Consider the following 16,940-nt stretch of genomic DNA (forward strand, 5'->3'; position numbering starts at 1 on the left):
AAATCGCAGGCGAAAGACGCCAACAGCCATCAGGCCGCGCCGCCGATCACCAAATCAGCGGTAATTCGAGGTCTCCATCTGCCATGCAAATCTCCAGATAGTCCTGGAAACCTTCTCGCACGCCCGGCCAGCCTCAAAATACAGCCTATCCAATGGGGCGGAGACGGCGCTTACGGTATAGCGCCAGTGGGTCGTCGCCCTCCGGCCCGAAAGCAGGCCTGCCGCCGCCAGCACGAAGACGCCGGAACAGATGGAAAGGACGCGCGCGCCACGATCATGCGCATCCCGCAGCGCCTGGCAGACTGCCTCCGGCACAGGTTGGTCCGCTCCGCGCCAACCGGGCACGATGATCGTGCCGGCCTCGGCCAGAAGCTCGATGCCGCCATCGGCCACAAAGCGCACGCCGCCGGTTGCCCTCAGCTCGCCGGGATCGACCGAGGCGACGGCGAAGCGATACCAGTCCTCGCCCATTTCCGGCCGTGGCAGGCCGAACATCTCGACGGCGACGCCGAACTCGAAGGTGCACAGCCCGTCATAGGCGAGCGCCACGACGAGCGTATAGGCTCAATTCAAACTGATTCACTCAACCATTGAATTTATTGGCACGTTCAAAATTATGATTCAGTCTTTCTCAGGAATTTGATTCTTGTACTTGTAAATTTCTCCACGATCTAAGCTCGATCCAGCCCTAGAAACTGAAGAGCTTCCGCTCGACGAACGACCCTATCACCCGTAGATCGAAGGCCAGACTTATTTAATCTTCGCCATATCAAGTCGCGGCTGAGAGCTTTTTTCTGCGCGGCAGCCATGCATACCAAATGATCGATGAGTACAAATTCCTGCTTGAAAGCATGAAGGTCATTGAGCGTAATTTTTTTCTTGAAATCGAACAACGTCTGCGCGGCACCCGCGCTCATATTGAGATAAAAGGCGACTTCGGTACTGGTGAGAGGGAACTCAGCACAGTCCATTACTCCGTCGATATTGTCCAAGAATTTCCGCCAGATAGTGATGTCTGCCACGTATAGAGAATCAAGGCCAACACCGATTTCTGGGTTACGTTTAATTGGCAGAACGCGCTCTTGTATAGAGGTTAGGACGCGCGGCCAAACATCGCCGCGGCCCTGAAAGAACACGTTGACAAATTTGCGAAGTGGCGTCGCGCCCGCCCTACCCAGTCGCCCGGGCTTGACATGACGGAATTGCAACCTTGAGGCCCATACGAAGATTTGCTCTCCGATTGCTTCAGGGCGTTGGGAGAAGGGGCCGCACGATCCGCTCAGATAGCAATTATACAACACTATGGGAGGAAGCTTGGCTTTTGAGACTGCCTTGACGAAAGGGTTGCTGTTGGTAACAGATGCGAAACCAGCGATTTCGGACAAATGACGTTTCCCGGCATCACCAATCATAACCTCGAGACGTCTTAGGCATCGAGGCTGTTTCTCTCCCAATCGCGAGAGCGTGACGACCTTTTTCACTGCGGTCATCAGAGAAACGCTGAGTATCCCTGCCTGCTTGCAAAAAACTGCAAATGAGTGCGGCTCACTTTTTTCCGACATTCCTTTAAATTGTCCGAACTGGGAAATTATATTGGCCAATCCGTCAGGCCAAGCTAACACAGCGCGGGCTGCCGTCGCCAGACTTTCGGCCTTGACCTTTGCCGCAGCTATTATCCGTCTCCCCGATTGCCTTTGCTGGTTCTCAAATGCCGAAGCGATGAGCACGCAAAGCATGAATATCTGACCGGGGTTCTCGCTCCGCAAGTCTTCATGCAACCGCAAGACCGCGCACCTGCCTTCCGGACGTTCTGGATTGACCAATCCGGTGACAAATTTTAGGGCATCCAAATCTTCAATTGGTACTTTAGAGCCTTCAGCGTCACGAAAATCAAATGCAGGACCACAACGATGACAACGGTGTATCCCGATCGTGTTGTGAAAATTTAGCTCGGTTCCGCACTCGGGACACCGACTGAACAGAAACTCATAATTTTGCGGATCGAAGTCGATCGCTTGAAGATGCCAAATCGCCTTCGAATGCAGGGACGATCGAAGCGCGAGGGGCGAAACGCGCCTTCCGGGAAAAAACTGGCTGCTAGGCAATGATACTCCGAAGAAATCAATTCTTTGGGCGTCGTCGCGCCAACGCTCATATCGGAGCGGACTAATATCAGCGTCCCCGGTTGGGGTACCAAGGCGATCCGCCAAACCTGATATTACGGGCTGCTTTAGGGCAAAGGTTGTGTGGTTGTATCTTCCCCTTTCTTGGAGCAATTCCCAGACCGAGTTAAAGCGGTTAATGCAGGCCGCCCGATAGATCAAATCCGCGAGTCCCTCGCCCGGTAGGGGCACAACGGGAATGGCAATTCTGGTGCCGATGAGAGCGACCAGGCGTCGAGCGATCACAGGCGTGATCGCTATTTCGGCCGCTTCGTACATGATTAAACTCCGTCAAATATGTAGATCAAGACGCAGTGCAAGCAGAATCACCTCGGCAGCAATCGACTTCCGACCCCGCACCTAACAACGTCATTTGTCAGTGGATGGCTGCGGGAATGAAACTCCGTTTGCGCGGTTTCTTGGGCTTGAAGTAATCATGGTATTCAGGACCGTAGTACTTCTCGTCTTCAGCGACCCTGATCATGCAGTCCGCGGCAATGCCATCTTCGTCTTCCTCCTCGAAGGGATTGTAGACGCAAATGCCATTTTCTAAAGAATATCCGTCGACTGCAGCTTTCAGGTGTTTAATACCGATCCGCACAGCGCACTCCGACGAGGCAAGGATCGCCGCGTCCCTCACAATGTTGCAGAGTATGCCAAGCCGCCCCTGCGAGGCGTAGTAAAGCCTTAGGGTGATCGGACCGTCGCACAGCCCACTGGGCTCGTCAAACATTCGGTGTTGAAGCATCAACATCTCCAAGCCGGCCAGAAATCTTGAAAATTCTTCCGCGTCCTCGACGAATTTCATCGGCATCAAGTCTAGTTTTTTGATGCGGTTCTTTAGTTGCATATTGTCGATGACCTTTTTCGCGTTTGGCAAGCCAACCAACACCAACGGCCATCCGTCTTCGATCATGTTCTTGATGATCTCCTGAATAACCGAGGCCTGTTTCATCGTTTCCCGGTCATGTTGTTTGGTCAGCTGATCGAACCTGTCGAGTATCAGTAGCTCGTTGCCCAAATCGTCGGCTCTGTCCCTGGCTCTGTCTATTTTTTGTTGTACCGTTTCCCTGGAATGCGCCCATTTAGGTTGATCGAAAGCTGTCAAAAGCATTGTCGCAAAATCACCGGAGGTAGGTTTGGCGGGGACTCTCGCGCATACCACCCTCTTTTGCAGTTTCTTGATGTCTCCGTCAGGCACGTCGTCGCGGAACGTCGCCGTTGCTCGTATCTCAGGAATGACGAAACTGGAGAAATAGATCTTGTTGCAAGTGTGAGATTTACCGCAATGGGACGGCGCAAGAATATAAGCGCCGGTTTGCTCAGTATCCCAACGTGAATTTCTCCTCGCTTCCCGCAGATCATTAAAATACTCCATAACGCTATATGCCTTTGAGTATGGAACGATCCACTCCTTGAAAACTGAACGTATTATTCCTCTCGACACTCTACCAGTCATCGTTCAAATCCCCATCTCGTAACTTTTTCACTCACGTGAGACTTTGATTTCCGATTTCATTCGCTCCAAATACGCGTTTCCATCGACTATCTTGAACGGATTCGCTGTCACGAGGGTCTTTAGATTTTCGGCCGCCTCCATGGGATCGGGCTCGATCGAGCGAGATGGCTCCACTACTGACGCGACCTTGGGCGCTTTGGTCAGCTTCACGCGATCTCGAACCGCACTGTCCTTACGTGCCTCGTTCTCCGCACGCGTATTGCTTCCCTTAGCAGTGGCAGCTTTGCCGCCGCGACGTGCGCAAGGCCTTTGGACCACCACCTGGTTCCGCCTTTGCGCGGCAAGGCGATGCCCCGAACTCCGTCCATCGGAAAGCGCGGTATCGACGGGTTCGCTCGAAGAGGGCAAGTCGATTGCCGGTGGCACATATGACGTTAGACTACTGAAGTGATTGGCTTTGTTGATGGCGAGGTCGTTCCTCGAAAAGAAGTTCTCGATTGCATCATTCCGCTTCCCGCGTTCCACAACCGCATCTTCGTATGTCGAGGTCCTCGTCGTATCTTCGTTTGGGATTTCGACCCAAATCCCACGTGCAGGGTTGTATACCGCAATGGCAGCAACTGTTTCCTGCTCGGTCAGTTCGATTTCGACCGAACGAGTGTTGTTCTTACGCTTCGTCCCACGGGGGTTTCTGACCAGATGGCAAAGGTCGTCTAGGAGCGAAGTGACGACGTCGGGGTGATGGAAGACCTCTTTGCGATACTCAATGCCCGAGGTTGTGAGCGTTCGCACGACGGCCTTGCCAAAAACTTGGTCGATTGCGCTCATGTCTGCGACAAGCGGACGCGTGTAACTCTCAAATGACTCTTTCCACATGAATGCGGGGGGCACGCCCAACTCGTCGTGCACAGCGAGATGGTAGACGGTTATGATCCAGTTCCAGAGCTTCTCTTGTGCTTCCGGGAGTGTGAACCGCGCACTTTTCCTGGGATCTTGGTCGGAAACTCCGGGTTTCTCGGCAACGCCACCGTCTGCCTCATGCCAAATGTTCGTATTCAGGGTCTTGAAAAATCTCTCGACGATGGCCTTGTAGGGTGGTGTCTTGACGGGGGCGAAGGACACATGCAAGCCGACAAAAGAGGCTGAGGCTCTCAACGAGCGTCCGATGTTCGCGAGGTCGTTGTCGACCAGCATGCGCTTGAATTTGCCAAAGCAATCAAGCGACCAAGCATAAGCGTCGCCAGTGTTCAGATGCTGTAGGAAATCCTTGGGCTTCAGGGTCTGTTTCAAACCCGCATTCAATGTTTCAAGCGACGGCGACCGGATTGACAATCTCGCCGCTAAAACCATCCGCGTGTGCACGTCCATCACTACTATCAACCATGGTCGAGACGTTTCCTCGACGATCGTGCCTTTGTCGTTGTAAACAACGACGTGCATGTCGATCTGCGTGTGGTCCATAACTACGCATTGAAGCGGTCTGTGGGTTACAACGGACGCATGCACCCCTTCGATCTGGCGGTTCGCGACCGTCCGACCTTCTCGTCTTGCAATGTTCGCAAGGGTCGCCGCGCGGTCGATCCAGTTCTGCAAGGTGGCATCGCACGGACTTGCGAAATCGGCCGATTGGTTTTCGTTATGGGCCAAAAACTTGGCTACATCGATCTGCGGTGTATTCGCGACGATATCTGTGGCGGACCGCGATGTGGCACCGGCGATCTGGAGCGTTTGATCGCCAGCTTCAACGAGGGCCAGCCTGCGCTTGCGCTCCTTTGCTATCTCACCGTTGAACCAGGCTTTTGCCGCTCTGTCTGACGGCCTGAGCGGGCTCCAATACCATTCGAGCATTGTCCATTTCAACAGCTTGACGACGTCTGCCCAAAGGCCAGATTTTTGATCGCCACCACTGTTGTTGAGGAAAAATGCAAAAGGACGGTAGTGCTTACTGCCGTACTCTCGTGTGTAACGGATTAAGCTGCTTGCTCCCGGAGCCTTGTATTCTTTGCCGAAAAGTTGTTTGTGCGTGCTTGCGTGGTCTTCGATGAACTTTCGGATAGGTTCGTTGGAACATGGAATATCATACTCGTCGATGCACATGACGTAGTATTGCTTGATAACAGCCTTCAAATACCGCTTTTTCCGGGCTTTGACTTTGGGACTATCTCCCGGGAGTTCCGGCTCGAAGGCCCCAGGCTCCACTGCAAATCGCTCGACGTCCTCATGCCCGGGGTCAAGCCGAACGGCGTGCCCCCGGGCGCGCATGAAAATGTATCGCTTACGCTCGATGTACCATCGCTCCCTGCGATCGGCGCGCTCGAATACGAGCTCTCCGTTTGACTTCGGCTTAACGTAAGTCGCCACGAAGCTCGCACCCTGATCTTTGATCAGAAATTTATCGCCTCGGCTTGCGTCGATCGGGGGCAACATGCTCAGGCTGCCTCTTCGATAGAGGACAGTGAAATCATGTTGCGTCTGTTTCCGAGCAGCGGCGGCATAGCCACTTTCGCAGCCGGTCCCGGATTTTGCGAGAGATCGATCCAGATCAGGCCCTGAACGTGGAGGAAGTTCGCTGCTTCGCGTCCATAGGGGTGGCCGCCGAGAACTTCAATCAAGCGCCCATATGTGGAGAGACCGTTGCAGGCCCGGAGGTGGGTCACGGCGAGGTTCTTCAGCGTTGTACTTATGTTTGCTTCATCATCGACGAGAATGCTGGGAAGATGCGATAGATTGATGCACTGCAAGTCTCGTTTGTCTTGGACGAGATAGAAATGGAGACCCTGCTCGGCGTAGATACGTGCCGCTTCCCCGAGCTTCGCTTCGTAATCCTCCCTTTTTTTCTTGCTTTTCGCCTTCTCCTCGTCGGTCCGATCGGCTTTGCCGAATTCCTGATACTTGGACGCGCCCTTCACCTCGAGGACCAGGTTCACCAGATCGTCTGCTGCCGCTCGTGCTTGCGGCAGCTTTAGCGCAGCCACCGCAAACGGCGTTCCCTTTTCAAGTTCTCGGATGAACCAGCGCGGAACGATGATCTCGAAATCCGGAGTGTAGCTCCACCTTCGCCCTCCATTTGGGCGATCAAATTCAAGCGTGTGAGGTTGCGCCATATAGGTCAGAACCGATGTCGACACATCCAGCAGGATCGCAACTTGCAACTCGGCGTCGGAATCGAGTGGCAATATGTGATTGGGCACCTTGGTTGACGGGTAGATGTGCGTCGTATTTTTACTACGACCGTTGACTGAAAAACGGACAGGCCCACCATCGGCGGCCCGGTCCAGCGTCACTCCGTTGCCGAGGTTAAATCCTACCTTCTCGATCCTCTTGTCCATCAGTTCGCCCCAACCTTAGGAAGGGTGATCCATGCTCTGGAATATGGGTTAGCGACAAGTATTTCAGACGCATCGACTACTTCGGTGCCGTCATCCAAAACGCGAACACATAACAGAACCTCAACCGGAAATGCCGCCTGCTCCATTCTCTTCTTCGGGCGGGTACGAAAAAAGCAATAATCCTCAATCAACGCAAAGACAGTTGACGGTTCATAGTACCTGTTGCCGTTGCACCTGATCCCGTCAGTGGTCAACGAACCCGTGACGCCTACAGAACTCCACGTCGGACGATTTGAATTTCTCATTCCTACTCCTCCTGAGACGGTCTTCAGGCGACGAGTAGAGCCTCTCCCCTCCGTCGATAGGTCGACGGAGGGGCTGTATAATCAGCGACATAGAACGGGTTGCAGACGTGCTTGCGGAGCAGCAGTCCGTTGGACAGCGATTGCGTTCTGTTTGCTTCGAGGCGCTATGCGTGCGTCATTGAGACCTGAATGTTGCGTGGCCGTTTCGGATGGTTGCGAGCCATCCACCGACTCACTGTCGGCAATTGGATGTTAACACGGCACATAGACCATTCAAGTACACATACACGGACGCACCATGTTTCCAACTGCCCTCTACAGCCGCAGGACCGTCGGGAGTTGAACCGATCGCGCGCCGGCTCACCACCCTCGCATCAACCCACTCGAGGAGACCCGTGATCCGCTTCGGCCACCGCCCGTTTGGATAGCCGAGCCCCGTAATGGGCTTCCACTTCCGCGCGACGATGAAGCGTTATCACGGCTTTTCGGGCCTTCGGGCCGACCGTCACGCATCCCGCCCCACTGATCTCACGACTGATTTCCAGTAGTTTCGCGGCGGCCGCACCGTTCATGACGAGCCGGCGGTGAACTTCGCTGGTGGTGATGAAGCTTTCCCGGGCCACCCAAAGGTCTGCAAACGTTGGATGAGTTGAAACAATCCCCCTACGCTGCCAACTCGCACACCTCAACGTCGACAAGCCCAAAACCGACGCAACGGCGTGGAGATCGGCCTTTCTCCGTGGAATGTGATCGCCCTCCGCCACGCCTCTTAGGATATCTCTGAGCGCGTCGAAATCGCTGACATATACCCGGTCGACTAATGACAGCTCACTTCTTGGATCCATCCAGCAGGCAACGCGCCGATTTTTCAAGGCGACGAACACGTCAGGCCACGGGTTGATCGGTCTGGCGCAAAGCGCCGATACGGCCTCCCACAACGGAATAGCTCCGGTAGGCGGCGATCCTGGGAGGCCCACCTCGACTATGCTCGGCTCCAACGTATTAGCCGGCCCGCTGGCATGCGTCAGAGCCATCAGAGCCGATGTAGATGCGTGTTCCAGGGTCGTTACGCCGAACAAGTCCTGCACGAAGGGCAAAGGTATACCCCACCTGCTCGACAACGCCTGGACCTGTGGCGAACCGATGAGGAACATGTAGGCGGCTTCCACTTGTCCAATCTGCTGGTCGTGCTCGAGGCAATGCGAGAGAACACGTTCCAAACCGGGCAGCCCCGGCTTACCCCTCCGAGCCTGCCACAGCCCCTCTTCCTCGATCCGGCATGTTCCGTTCAAACCGTTTCCAGCCGATGGCGCGGCAATGCTCGCGACGCCACTGTACAAAGCAGAATGTCGAGCCTCTTGAGCACAGTCCAAAACCATCTTCCTGAGGTCGGGGCCAACTGACAAAGATGCGCCTCTCATTGGATGGTAGCCCCTTTGTCGCGCTGGCGCTGGGCGTTTCAGATATAAGAGCCTGAGGTTTTCCGCGAACATCTGAAAGCCACGGGGCCAGTCGAGGACGGCACGCGCGGCAGCTGCTAGAGAACTAGGGAGTGGCGACTGCGGCTCGCTCGGCAGCTCGCCTGCCGAATTGCGCTCAAGACTCGTCGCCATTCCGACGATGAGCTGGAACAACTGTCCTGGTCCGAACTGCCTAAGGTCGGGAGCCACTTTCCGAGCTTCGGTGTCGTCTGCGGGAACCCGGGGGTCAATGAGGTTCGCGGCAAAGGACAGGGCCTCCTCATCGTCGACACGCACCCGCTCTTGCGGATACTCGCAAAGGTCCACCTTCCTGCCCTGAGCATGGCATGAGGAGCAGATGTCGATTTCGATCGCTATATCGAAGCCCATACCCTCGCGGCAAATCGGGCACCGGGATAACAGCATTTCGCGGGTTTCAGGATCGAAACCCAGACCGGCGACGCTCCAAACGGCGCGCTGATACGGTTCTAGTCGCAATGAGCGTGGCGCGAGTCTCCGATGTGAAACAAAGAAACCCTTCGCCCGAACCTCCCGGCCAAAGAATAGTATTCTCGTCCCTGCCTCATCGAGTTTGGGAGACATGAGCCCAATTGCGTCTGTCGACCTTTGGGTTCCGAGGAGATCTGCGACCGCCCGATGCTCGATGTTAGCACGGGCGAGACCTTCGGGCGTCATTCGCTTTGTTGATTGGAGCCCTAACGCCCGGCCCAGTATAGATGTCCCTTGGTAACCGTTGGCGCAGGCTGCCCGGAAGAGAACGTCTGCGAGACCCTCCCATGGATACGGTTGAATGGGGACGGACAACCTCGTCCCGATCAGATCCACCAACCTGGCAACGACGTCTCGATCGTATGCACCCGTCGACGTCACAGGGAGCAGCCCTCTACGTTACACTGACATGGACAACGGACAGTTCCCGCGCGGCGACACTGGCCCCCGACCATATTGCGTGGTATTGATTCGGAGCATCTTACTCCGCTATTTGCGTGGCCGAGTGTGCGGGGCGGCTGCATTGCGAGTGCAAGCCGCCCAACTCCTTCCCCACAACACGTTCGCGCCATCAGGCAGGCTCCGTTCGGGTTCGTCAAATGAACCCGACCTCAGAAAACGGTAGACAACGACCCGCTTAGCTATTGGCTATTCTAACTTCGTGGTATTCATCTCTTTCCTCATTTTCTCTGGCTTGGCCTATGGGGATGGGGAGACAAGTCGCTAGGCTGTCCGACTCGGGTGAGCCGACAGGTTCAGGTTAGCACCACATTGGACGCGATCAATACCGGACACGTGAGATGGAACAGCAATCCCCAGACCAAGACGAACACATATCCGAGCTTGGAATGCAGGAGGCGTACCGGCTCGTCGTCAGGCAAGTGCAGCAACTCAGGAAAGCCCGACAGGTTCTGGACGCAAAACTCGCGAAAGCCGAAGAAGCTCAGGAGTCCCTTCGGCAGTTCCTGACCGATGCCCCTTCCCTCGTGCCAGAGGGGCCACGTAACAGCGAGGCGGACGGCAGGAAGAAAAAGAGGTTCCGTAAAGGCAGCCAAACCGCGGAAGTCATCGCAAGGTCTAAGAACATTCTGAAAGAAGCTGGTCGTCCGCTCGAGCGAAGCGATCTGTTGCAGCGTATACGCGCCAGTGGTTTTCAGGTGACCACAAGCGATCCAGCTCGCTTCATCGGCAGGACACTCTGGGAAAGCGACGACTTCATCCACATTCCCAAAGAGGGATATTGGCTTGCTGGACACGACGTCCCCGTTTATCGGGACGAGTAAACCCAGTTGGGGTCCATAATTACCCCTGCCCGATCGGAACGAGATCCAACTGAGGTCCGCAATTCCCCCTCGGCTCCAAGAAGAAATTCAAGACGTCGCGGTCTCTTCACCTATCGAGTCGAAGGCAGTTTCTTGCCGAAGGCCTGCTTGTACGCGATCGGAGTTGTACCGAGTTGTTCCCGGAAGTGGTGCCTGAATAACGCTCCGGAGCCGAACCCGGCCTTTTCGGCCACGCCGTCGATCGGGAAGTCGGTGTTCTCAAGGAGATCGCGGGCATTGGCCAATCGTGTGTCGAGAAGCCAGCGGGCGGGTGTTTTTCCAGTCGCCGCTTCGAACCTCCGTAGGAAAGTCCGCTTACTCATCCCTACCCGGTTCGCGAGGTCACCTACGGAGTGGCGGGCAGCAATGTTCTGTCGGAGGTAGTCTAGCAGCGGTCCCAGCCGTCCGCTTTCGTAAAGCGTCGGAACCGGACTCTCCACGAATTGCGCCTGACCACCATCTCGGTGTGGCTGCACCACGAGCCGTCGTGCGACCTTGTTAGCAGCCGCCGTGCCGAAATCACGTCTTACGAGGTGAAGGCAGAGGTCAAGCCCGGCTGCGCTTCCTGCCGAAGTCAGGATGTCGCCCTCATCAACGTAGAGGACATCCGGCGTGACACCAATTTTCGGATACCGCTCCGCTAGAGCCTCAGTGTAACGCCAATGGGTCGTGGCTCTCTTGCCGTCAAGCAAACCAGCGGCGGCCAGCACGAATACACCAGAGCAGATGGATAGGATGCGGCTGCCCCGCTTGTTCGCTTGTCGAAGTGCCTCGATGACTTCGAGGGGGACTTCGCTATCGACGCCTCTCCACCCGGGAATAACTATGGTGCTCGCTTCGGCGAACAGATCCAGATTGCCGTCGGCAACGAACCGGACACCGCCGGCGGCTCGCATCGGTCCGGTTTCCGAGGATGCAACGGCGAAACGATACCAGTTCGGCCCCATCTCCGGCCGCTCCAGGCCGAAGACCTCCACCGCGATACCGAATTCAAAGGTGCACAGGCCCTCGTAGGCCAATGCCACGACAAGGGGCGAGTTCAGCGGCTCTGTTCTCGTCTGCTGCATGAACGGCTCTTACAGCCTTGAATTCGAACACTCAAGTGAGCGGCACTGGGCCGCCGTGTCGATGTCGTACTCCTGCCCCTCTCCCGAATTTCGCAAAGGCGGCGAGATGCCATGCACACGTGGCCCTTCCTCCCGCCCAATCAAAATCGAGGTCCGTCCGCGGCGATTGCAGATCGCCCACCTCGAGACGGCCAGCACAGGTTGCAAAGACACCAGAATCGTTCCAGCTTGCTCCAAAGACTTCACGCATAAAATCATCGGAGGATCACCAAATGGGAAGCAGAAGATCGGGCCGCCTGTCGGACTACTCTGGCGCTCGAAATTCTGATGGAACGGGTGGCGCAAGCGGTGTTGACCGTTGCCGCCAAGCCTTTTCCTGCGTACTTGAAGAGGTAGCGCAGTGCGATTTCTATGTCGCGACGTCGACCGTCCCGGCGGTCGGAACCGAACTCTTCCTGGTACTCGACGGCCGCCTGTTCGCGGTGACCGCCGAGGGCGTCAAGGTCGGGGCGCTGCCAACGCAGTACAACTACCTTGCCGGCTGCATTAGGGATGGCAACTCCTATATTGGAGTCGTCACGGGCTCGCGTGTGCTGCCGGTCCCCTTTGTGTCCGCAGACTTTACGGCCCAGTAGGTGTCGGCCCCGGTACCTCTCCTGGTGGTCGGCGAAGTCATCGTCGACTTCACGACAGCCCGCCCGGGCGCGGAATGCAAGCTTCGGCTTGGTGGCATCGTTCACGCTGCTCGAGGCCTATGGGCCAGTGGCATCCCCTATTCGGTGGCCGCAGTGTGCCCACGATACATAATGCAGCAAGCGCGCGATTTTCTGATAGCGCACGGCTGCAGCGAGTTTATCTGGTTGGGGGAAGTGACGGGGTCCCCAAATGTCATGGTCATTGGCGACGCCACCGAGGTGTCCGATCAAGGATACGAGGACCTGCTTCGCGAGGAGAAATCCGTCGAAATTCTGGACGTGGGCACCGCACTCGTGCCCTATACCGAGGTCTTGGTGTTCCCTGGCAGTTTTCATCTCAGCGAGATTGCGAGCTTCTTCGCCGAATCGGCGCGCTTCAGCTTCGACATCGCCTACGACGCGGAAGACTTTGCCGCGTTTGAGACTTTTGCGGGACGCCTGAGGGCGATGATAATTTCCACGTCTTCACCGCTCTTCGAGCGCCTCGGTTCGAAAGATGTAAAGCCCATGCTCGAGGCCGTGGCTGGCCTGCATGCTGAGGTGTTCCTTCTCAAGGAAAATCGAGGTGGAAGCCGCCTGTTCGACGTAAGGACTGGTGCGGTCGAGATGATCCCTGCACTGCTCTCTTCGACGGTCAACTCTGTCGGCGTCGGGGACGTTTATTCTGCCGTCTTGGTCGGATATCGTGACCTCGGGTGGGAGGAGGCCGCCTGGCGCGGTGCAAGAGCTGCCACATCGTATTCGCAAACGACCTACCCTGACGATTTTCGAGACGATGTTAGGCGCGAGCTAAAACTCTCTCTCCAAGAACTCCGCGATCTGGGCGGCACGATCCTGCCCTGGCATGTGCGGCCTCTGTTTCGGATCTATCTGGCTGCTCCGGATTTCTCCTATATCGACAAGCCGGAAGTGGACCGCGCGGTAGCCGCGCTTCGTTACCACAACTTCGTGGTCCGCCGACCAATTCAGGAAAATGGCGAACTTCCACTGGGAAGCCCTCCCGCCCTCCTTCAAGCCATGTGCGCCAGCGACCTGGCTCTGCTTGAGGAGTGCCAGGTGGTATTTGCCGTTCCGCTTGAACGGGACCCTGGCACCTTGGTGGAGATGGGCTTCGCCATGGCACGTGGGAAACCGGTCATTACATTCGACGCTCGTAGAGAGAACAACAACACCATGGTCGCCGGCGGAAGTGCGAGTTACTCTGACGACTTGGACATTTGCCTGAACGGTTTGTTTAGCGCGATCGCGAAGCTGTGGAGCGCCGCATGATGAGAAGTGTGATCTTGCTGGCATCAGGAGGGCTGGACTCCACCACCGTTGCCTATTCTCTTCTGGCCGAGGGGATGGACGTATTTCCGGTCTTTTTCGATTATGGACAACACTGCGTAGAGATGGAGTGGAACCGGGTGAACGAAGTTCTCCCGCAGACAATGCGCAGACCGGAACGCTTTGATATCTCGGATATCTTCCGGGGTTCTTCATCACGTTTGATCAAGGAAGCCGACCTCTGGCAAGACGAAGTCAGCGACGACGACCTCTACGTGCCGTATCGCACGATGTTATTTTTTGCCGCGGCCGCGGCTCGCGCCCAGACGATGGGCGTTCTGGAGGTCTTCACCGGGTTCATCGACAGCAATCATGCGAAGGAGATCGATTGCACCGCTGAGTTCATGAACAGCCTCGACGGTCTAATCGACAGCATTGGCCCGGTACGGTTTGTTTCTCCCTTTCGCCATTCGTCCAAGACCGAAGTCGTCCAGGCAGCGATCCGCTATGGAGTGCCGATCGGCCGAACCTATTCCTGCCAGGCGGCAAGCGACTTTCCATGTGGCGCATGTCCGAATTGCGTTGAGCGCCTCCATGCGTTAGAGGACGCCGGTCTCGCGGGTCCCATGGCAAAGGTCGGATAGGATGCAATCGTCGACAGTACAAATGCTCGTCGCGGCACGCCGTGTTGCCGATTACGCAAAAGAACTCGGAGTGGATTTCGAGAACCAGGAAGTGCGCCCCTCATATGTTCACATGGGAGCGCTTCTCGCAGACTCAATCTTGCAAGCAGGATTGAACTACAACTCGGTCGTGCTTCCCCGCATTGCGTTGATTTTGCAGAATTTTCCAGACCATGATCGGGTGTCGTCGCTTTTCGGATTGGTGCAGAGGGGCGAAACGGCGACTTTTCTGAACTGGAAGCATGCCGAAAAAATTGAGCGTTTCGACGCGTTGGTGTCCTTCTTAAATGCCAGTTCCGTCGAAAACGTCGTCGATCTCAAGGATTCCTTGCTAGACGCGGCGTTCGTGACGTCTCTCCGCGACGTTCGGGGCATTGGTCCCAAGACCGTCGACTACGTTGGTTGCCTCGTCGGCATGGACTCGGTCGCCGTTGACCGGCATGTCCGGACGTTCGCAAAACGGGTTGGGGTCATGGAAGACGACTACGACTTTCTCAAGTCTGTTTTCTGCTACGCGGCCGACCTCCTGTCCGTCTCTCGTCGAGAGTTCGACGCATGGGTATGGCGCAGGGAGTCCTCCATATCGAACAAGCAGCTGTCATTCAGCTTCTAGGGTACTCCCTGTATCCAGCCAACGTTATCATCAGCCCGCTTCGCACTCGACGCCCCACACGACCGCGCCCGAGATCGCCGGCGGACTCAGCGCGATGGCAGTCATATTGATCAGGGTCATTTTCATGACGGAATTCCCCCCTTGTTCGTTGGCCGGGCGAGACTAGGCGTATGGGGCCTTGAGCCGATATCCTCCCAAGCGGTAATGCCTTGCCCCACTCTAGGTCTGAGAAACCGTCAGGCGGGAGTTGACGCTGGGGGCATCCTTTTCAATCGGCGCGGGCCAACAGACGCCGATAGAATGCCCGCAACGCCATCTGAATGCGCCCGACCGACGCCGTGGCAGGTCGTAGCAACGCCGCCGCCCAGCTGCCAGTTGGCGACCGACGCTGGCGACTTGACTCGCATCGGAAACCGACGGGACTCGGTTCAACTTTTCTGGGGACCGCAGGTCTCCCCAATTTTGCTATTTGTCGGTGATGGCGCTACCGTGGAATCCTAGTGCCAGTAATAGGATGTGTGCATGCCTGAGAGGACGAGTGAATGACTGGATCGGTGCCCGGAGACCGAAACCATCAAACCGTCCCGGCTTTTCGCAAGGACCAAAAACTGGACTACCTGGCGCAACATTTCAACGTTGCCCAATTTGTCAGCTTCGCTCCCTCGAACGGCGAACCACTCCAGCAATTTTGCCGGATGGCTGACCTTACGCCGAACAAAGCCTTTTCCTCGTTACCTTCAGCCATCGAAGCCCTGTTCGAGCGCAGCGCGGAGGGCACGGTCAACATTCGCAGTTTCAGCGAGGAGCAGGCGCAAAGTCGCGAGTTCTTGTATGGCTTACGGACGGTTGACGACGCCGTTTCGGCGATCCGTCGAATGGCGACGGAGGGCGCGTTCACGATTGCGAACGAAACTATCGACGTTTCCGATGGCGGTGTCTCAGGCGTTGCTGTCGGGGGATTGGTCGAATTCAGGCCGGACACTACACCCAGAGGCGTGGAACGTCCGGGCTTCGCCAGTCTTCCCCTTCCCTGGGCGACATCCATATTCAAGCACATCTACGGTTTCGATCCTGACCTTGGCGCGAGCCAGAACGCCCGCATCGAGTTCAGCCTGCACCCGAGACGCCGGGGGTGGCGTCAGTCGCACGTCATCTATTGGGAATACGGCGACGTCAATAACTTTGACCACACAGGGCAGGTCAGTTGGCCAAACGACTTCAGCCGGATGGTCGGGGACAAGGTCTATGGACTGCTGGTTGCCGACGCGGTCGGCCTGCCCGTTCCCAAGACCACCGTTGTCTCTCGACGCGTAGCTCCGTTCAGCTTTGGATCTGATACTGGATCGGCGGAACGATGGATACGGACAAGCCCGACCGTCCAAGTTCCCGGCAAATTTACGACCGCGAAGGGGTGGCTTGACCCCTTCCGCCTTGTTCAGGCGGAGGATCCAAGTGGGACGGATCTCGCATCGGTGCTGGCTCAACAGTCCGTCAATGCGCTGTTTTCCGGTGCGGCCATCGAGCAATCGGACGGCGTCTTGATTGTCGAGGGAGCCCGTGGCTCCGGCGAAACGTTCATGCTCGGCACAACCGGACCCGAGGAACTCCCCGACGAGGTCTTCGCCAGCGTCCGGGGGGTCCATCGACGCCTGCAGTCGGCGCTTGGCAGTGTTCGATTCGAGTGGGTCTATGACGGCTCCCGAACATGGGTCGTCCAACTCCATACCGGCGTCAGCCAATCACTCGGTCTAACCTTGGTTCCTGGCGACCCCGCTACGTGGCTCAGGTTTGATGTACATCGTGGCCTGGAAGCGCTTAGACAGCTTGTCGCAAGCTTGCCAGTTGATACTGGCATCGAACTGGATGGCATGGTCGGCCGGTCGAGTCACATGGCCGACCTTGTTCGGAAAGCTAATGTGCCCACCAAAATTTTAGACCCCTCAGATCAAAACCCGTAAAATCGCTATTGTCGCAGGCATTTTTTCGCACGAGCCTTGTATAAGGACGGTCAAAACGACACCCGACGCTTTCCCAACAAAATTCGGGCAAACGTGAACGAAACGTAAACA

At 56.4% G+C, this 16,940-nt stretch carries 12 protein-coding genes and 1 pseudogene; 6 read left to right on the forward strand and 7 right to left on the reverse strand.

Translation table 11 applies throughout. The annotated features are described in order from the left end of the window. Positions 1-126 precede the first annotated feature (126 nt). The 6 genes and pseudogenes from AC3WWH_RS29690 to AC3WWH_RS29715 all read right to left on the reverse strand — a co-directional run. A pseudogene (locus AC3WWH_RS29690) lies at positions 127-549 on the reverse strand (DJ-1/PfpI family protein); the annotation flags it as partial. A gap of 122 nt (positions 550-671) precedes the next feature. After that, entirely contained in the window at positions 672-2,441 is a 1,770-nt protein-coding gene (locus AC3WWH_RS29695; RefSeq protein WP_492377364.1) for a hypothetical protein, read from the reverse strand. Positions 2,442-2,538: 97 nt separating this feature from the next. Further along, entirely contained in the window at positions 2,539-3,621 is a 1,083-nt protein-coding gene (locus AC3WWH_RS29700) for a TniB family NTP-binding protein (protein WP_492377365.1), read from the reverse strand. Positions 3,622-3,648: 27 nt separating this feature from the next. Beyond that, on the reverse strand, positions 3,649-6,048 hold the full coding sequence (locus AC3WWH_RS29705; RefSeq protein ID WP_492377366.1) for a TnsB C-terminal domain-containing protein: 2,400 nt from the start codon (positions 6,046-6,048) through the stop codon (positions 3,649-3,651). 2 nt (positions 6,049-6,050) lie between these two features. Continuing rightward, positions 6,051-6,950 (reverse strand): hypothetical protein, encoded by a 900-nt coding sequence (locus AC3WWH_RS29710; RefSeq protein ID WP_492377367.1) that lies wholly within the window; start codon positions 6,948-6,950, stop codon positions 6,051-6,053. Positions 6,951-7,629: 679 nt separating this feature from the next. Then, positions 7,630-9,105: a hypothetical protein gene (locus tag AC3WWH_RS29715; protein ID WP_492377368.1), complete on the reverse strand. Its 1,476-nt coding sequence runs from the start codon at positions 9,103-9,105 to the stop codon at positions 7,630-7,632. A 920-nt stretch (positions 9,106-10,025) separates the two neighbouring features. On the opposite strand from AC3WWH_RS29715, the gene AC3WWH_RS29720 reads away from it, so the two are divergent. Beyond that, positions 10,026-10,508, forward strand: a complete 483-nt coding sequence (locus tag AC3WWH_RS29720; protein WP_492377369.1) for a hypothetical protein — start codon at positions 10,026-10,028, stop codon at positions 10,506-10,508. 110 nt (positions 10,509-10,618) lie between these two features. Here AC3WWH_RS29720 and ftrA read toward each other — a convergent pair whose 3' ends face one another. Further along, positions 10,619-11,614, reverse strand: coding sequence for a transcriptional regulator FtrA (ftrA, locus tag AC3WWH_RS29725; protein ID WP_492377370.1), 996 nt, complete (start codon positions 11,612-11,614; stop codon positions 10,619-10,621). Positions 11,615-11,886: 272 nt separating this feature from the next. Here ftrA and AC3WWH_RS29730 point away from each other — a divergent pair, with 272 nt between their 5' ends. The 5 genes from AC3WWH_RS29730 to AC3WWH_RS29750 all read left to right on the forward strand — a co-directional run bounded on the left by AC3WWH_RS29730 (position 11,887) and on the right by AC3WWH_RS29750 (position 16,829). Further along, complete coding sequence (locus AC3WWH_RS29730) at positions 11,887-12,249, forward strand: hypothetical protein (protein ID WP_492377371.1); 363 nt, start codon at positions 11,887-11,889, stop codon at positions 12,247-12,249. Positions 12,250-12,420: 171 nt separating this feature from the next. Continuing rightward, positions 12,421-13,578, forward strand: a complete 1,158-nt coding sequence (locus AC3WWH_RS29735) for a nucleoside 2-deoxyribosyltransferase (protein WP_492377372.1) — start codon at positions 12,421-12,423, stop codon at positions 13,576-13,578. Then, complete coding sequence (locus tag AC3WWH_RS29740; RefSeq protein WP_492377373.1) at positions 13,575-14,219, forward strand: 7-cyano-7-deazaguanine synthase; 645 nt, start codon at positions 13,575-13,577, stop codon at positions 14,217-14,219. Before AC3WWH_RS29735 ends, AC3WWH_RS29740 begins: the two co-directional genes overlap by 4 nt. A 22-nt stretch (positions 14,220-14,241) precedes the next feature. Continuing rightward, positions 14,242-14,871 (forward strand): hypothetical protein, encoded by a 630-nt coding sequence (locus AC3WWH_RS29745; protein WP_492377374.1) that lies wholly within the window; start codon positions 14,242-14,244, stop codon positions 14,869-14,871. A gap of 542 nt (positions 14,872-15,413) precedes the next feature. Then, positions 15,414-16,829, forward strand: a complete 1,416-nt coding sequence (locus tag AC3WWH_RS29750; protein WP_492377375.1) for a hypothetical protein — start codon at positions 15,414-15,416, stop codon at positions 16,827-16,829. The last annotated feature ends 111 nt before the right edge of the window (positions 16,830-16,940 follow it).

This window comes from Ensifer sp. EB106-03-01-XG145, from assembly GCF_058792075.1.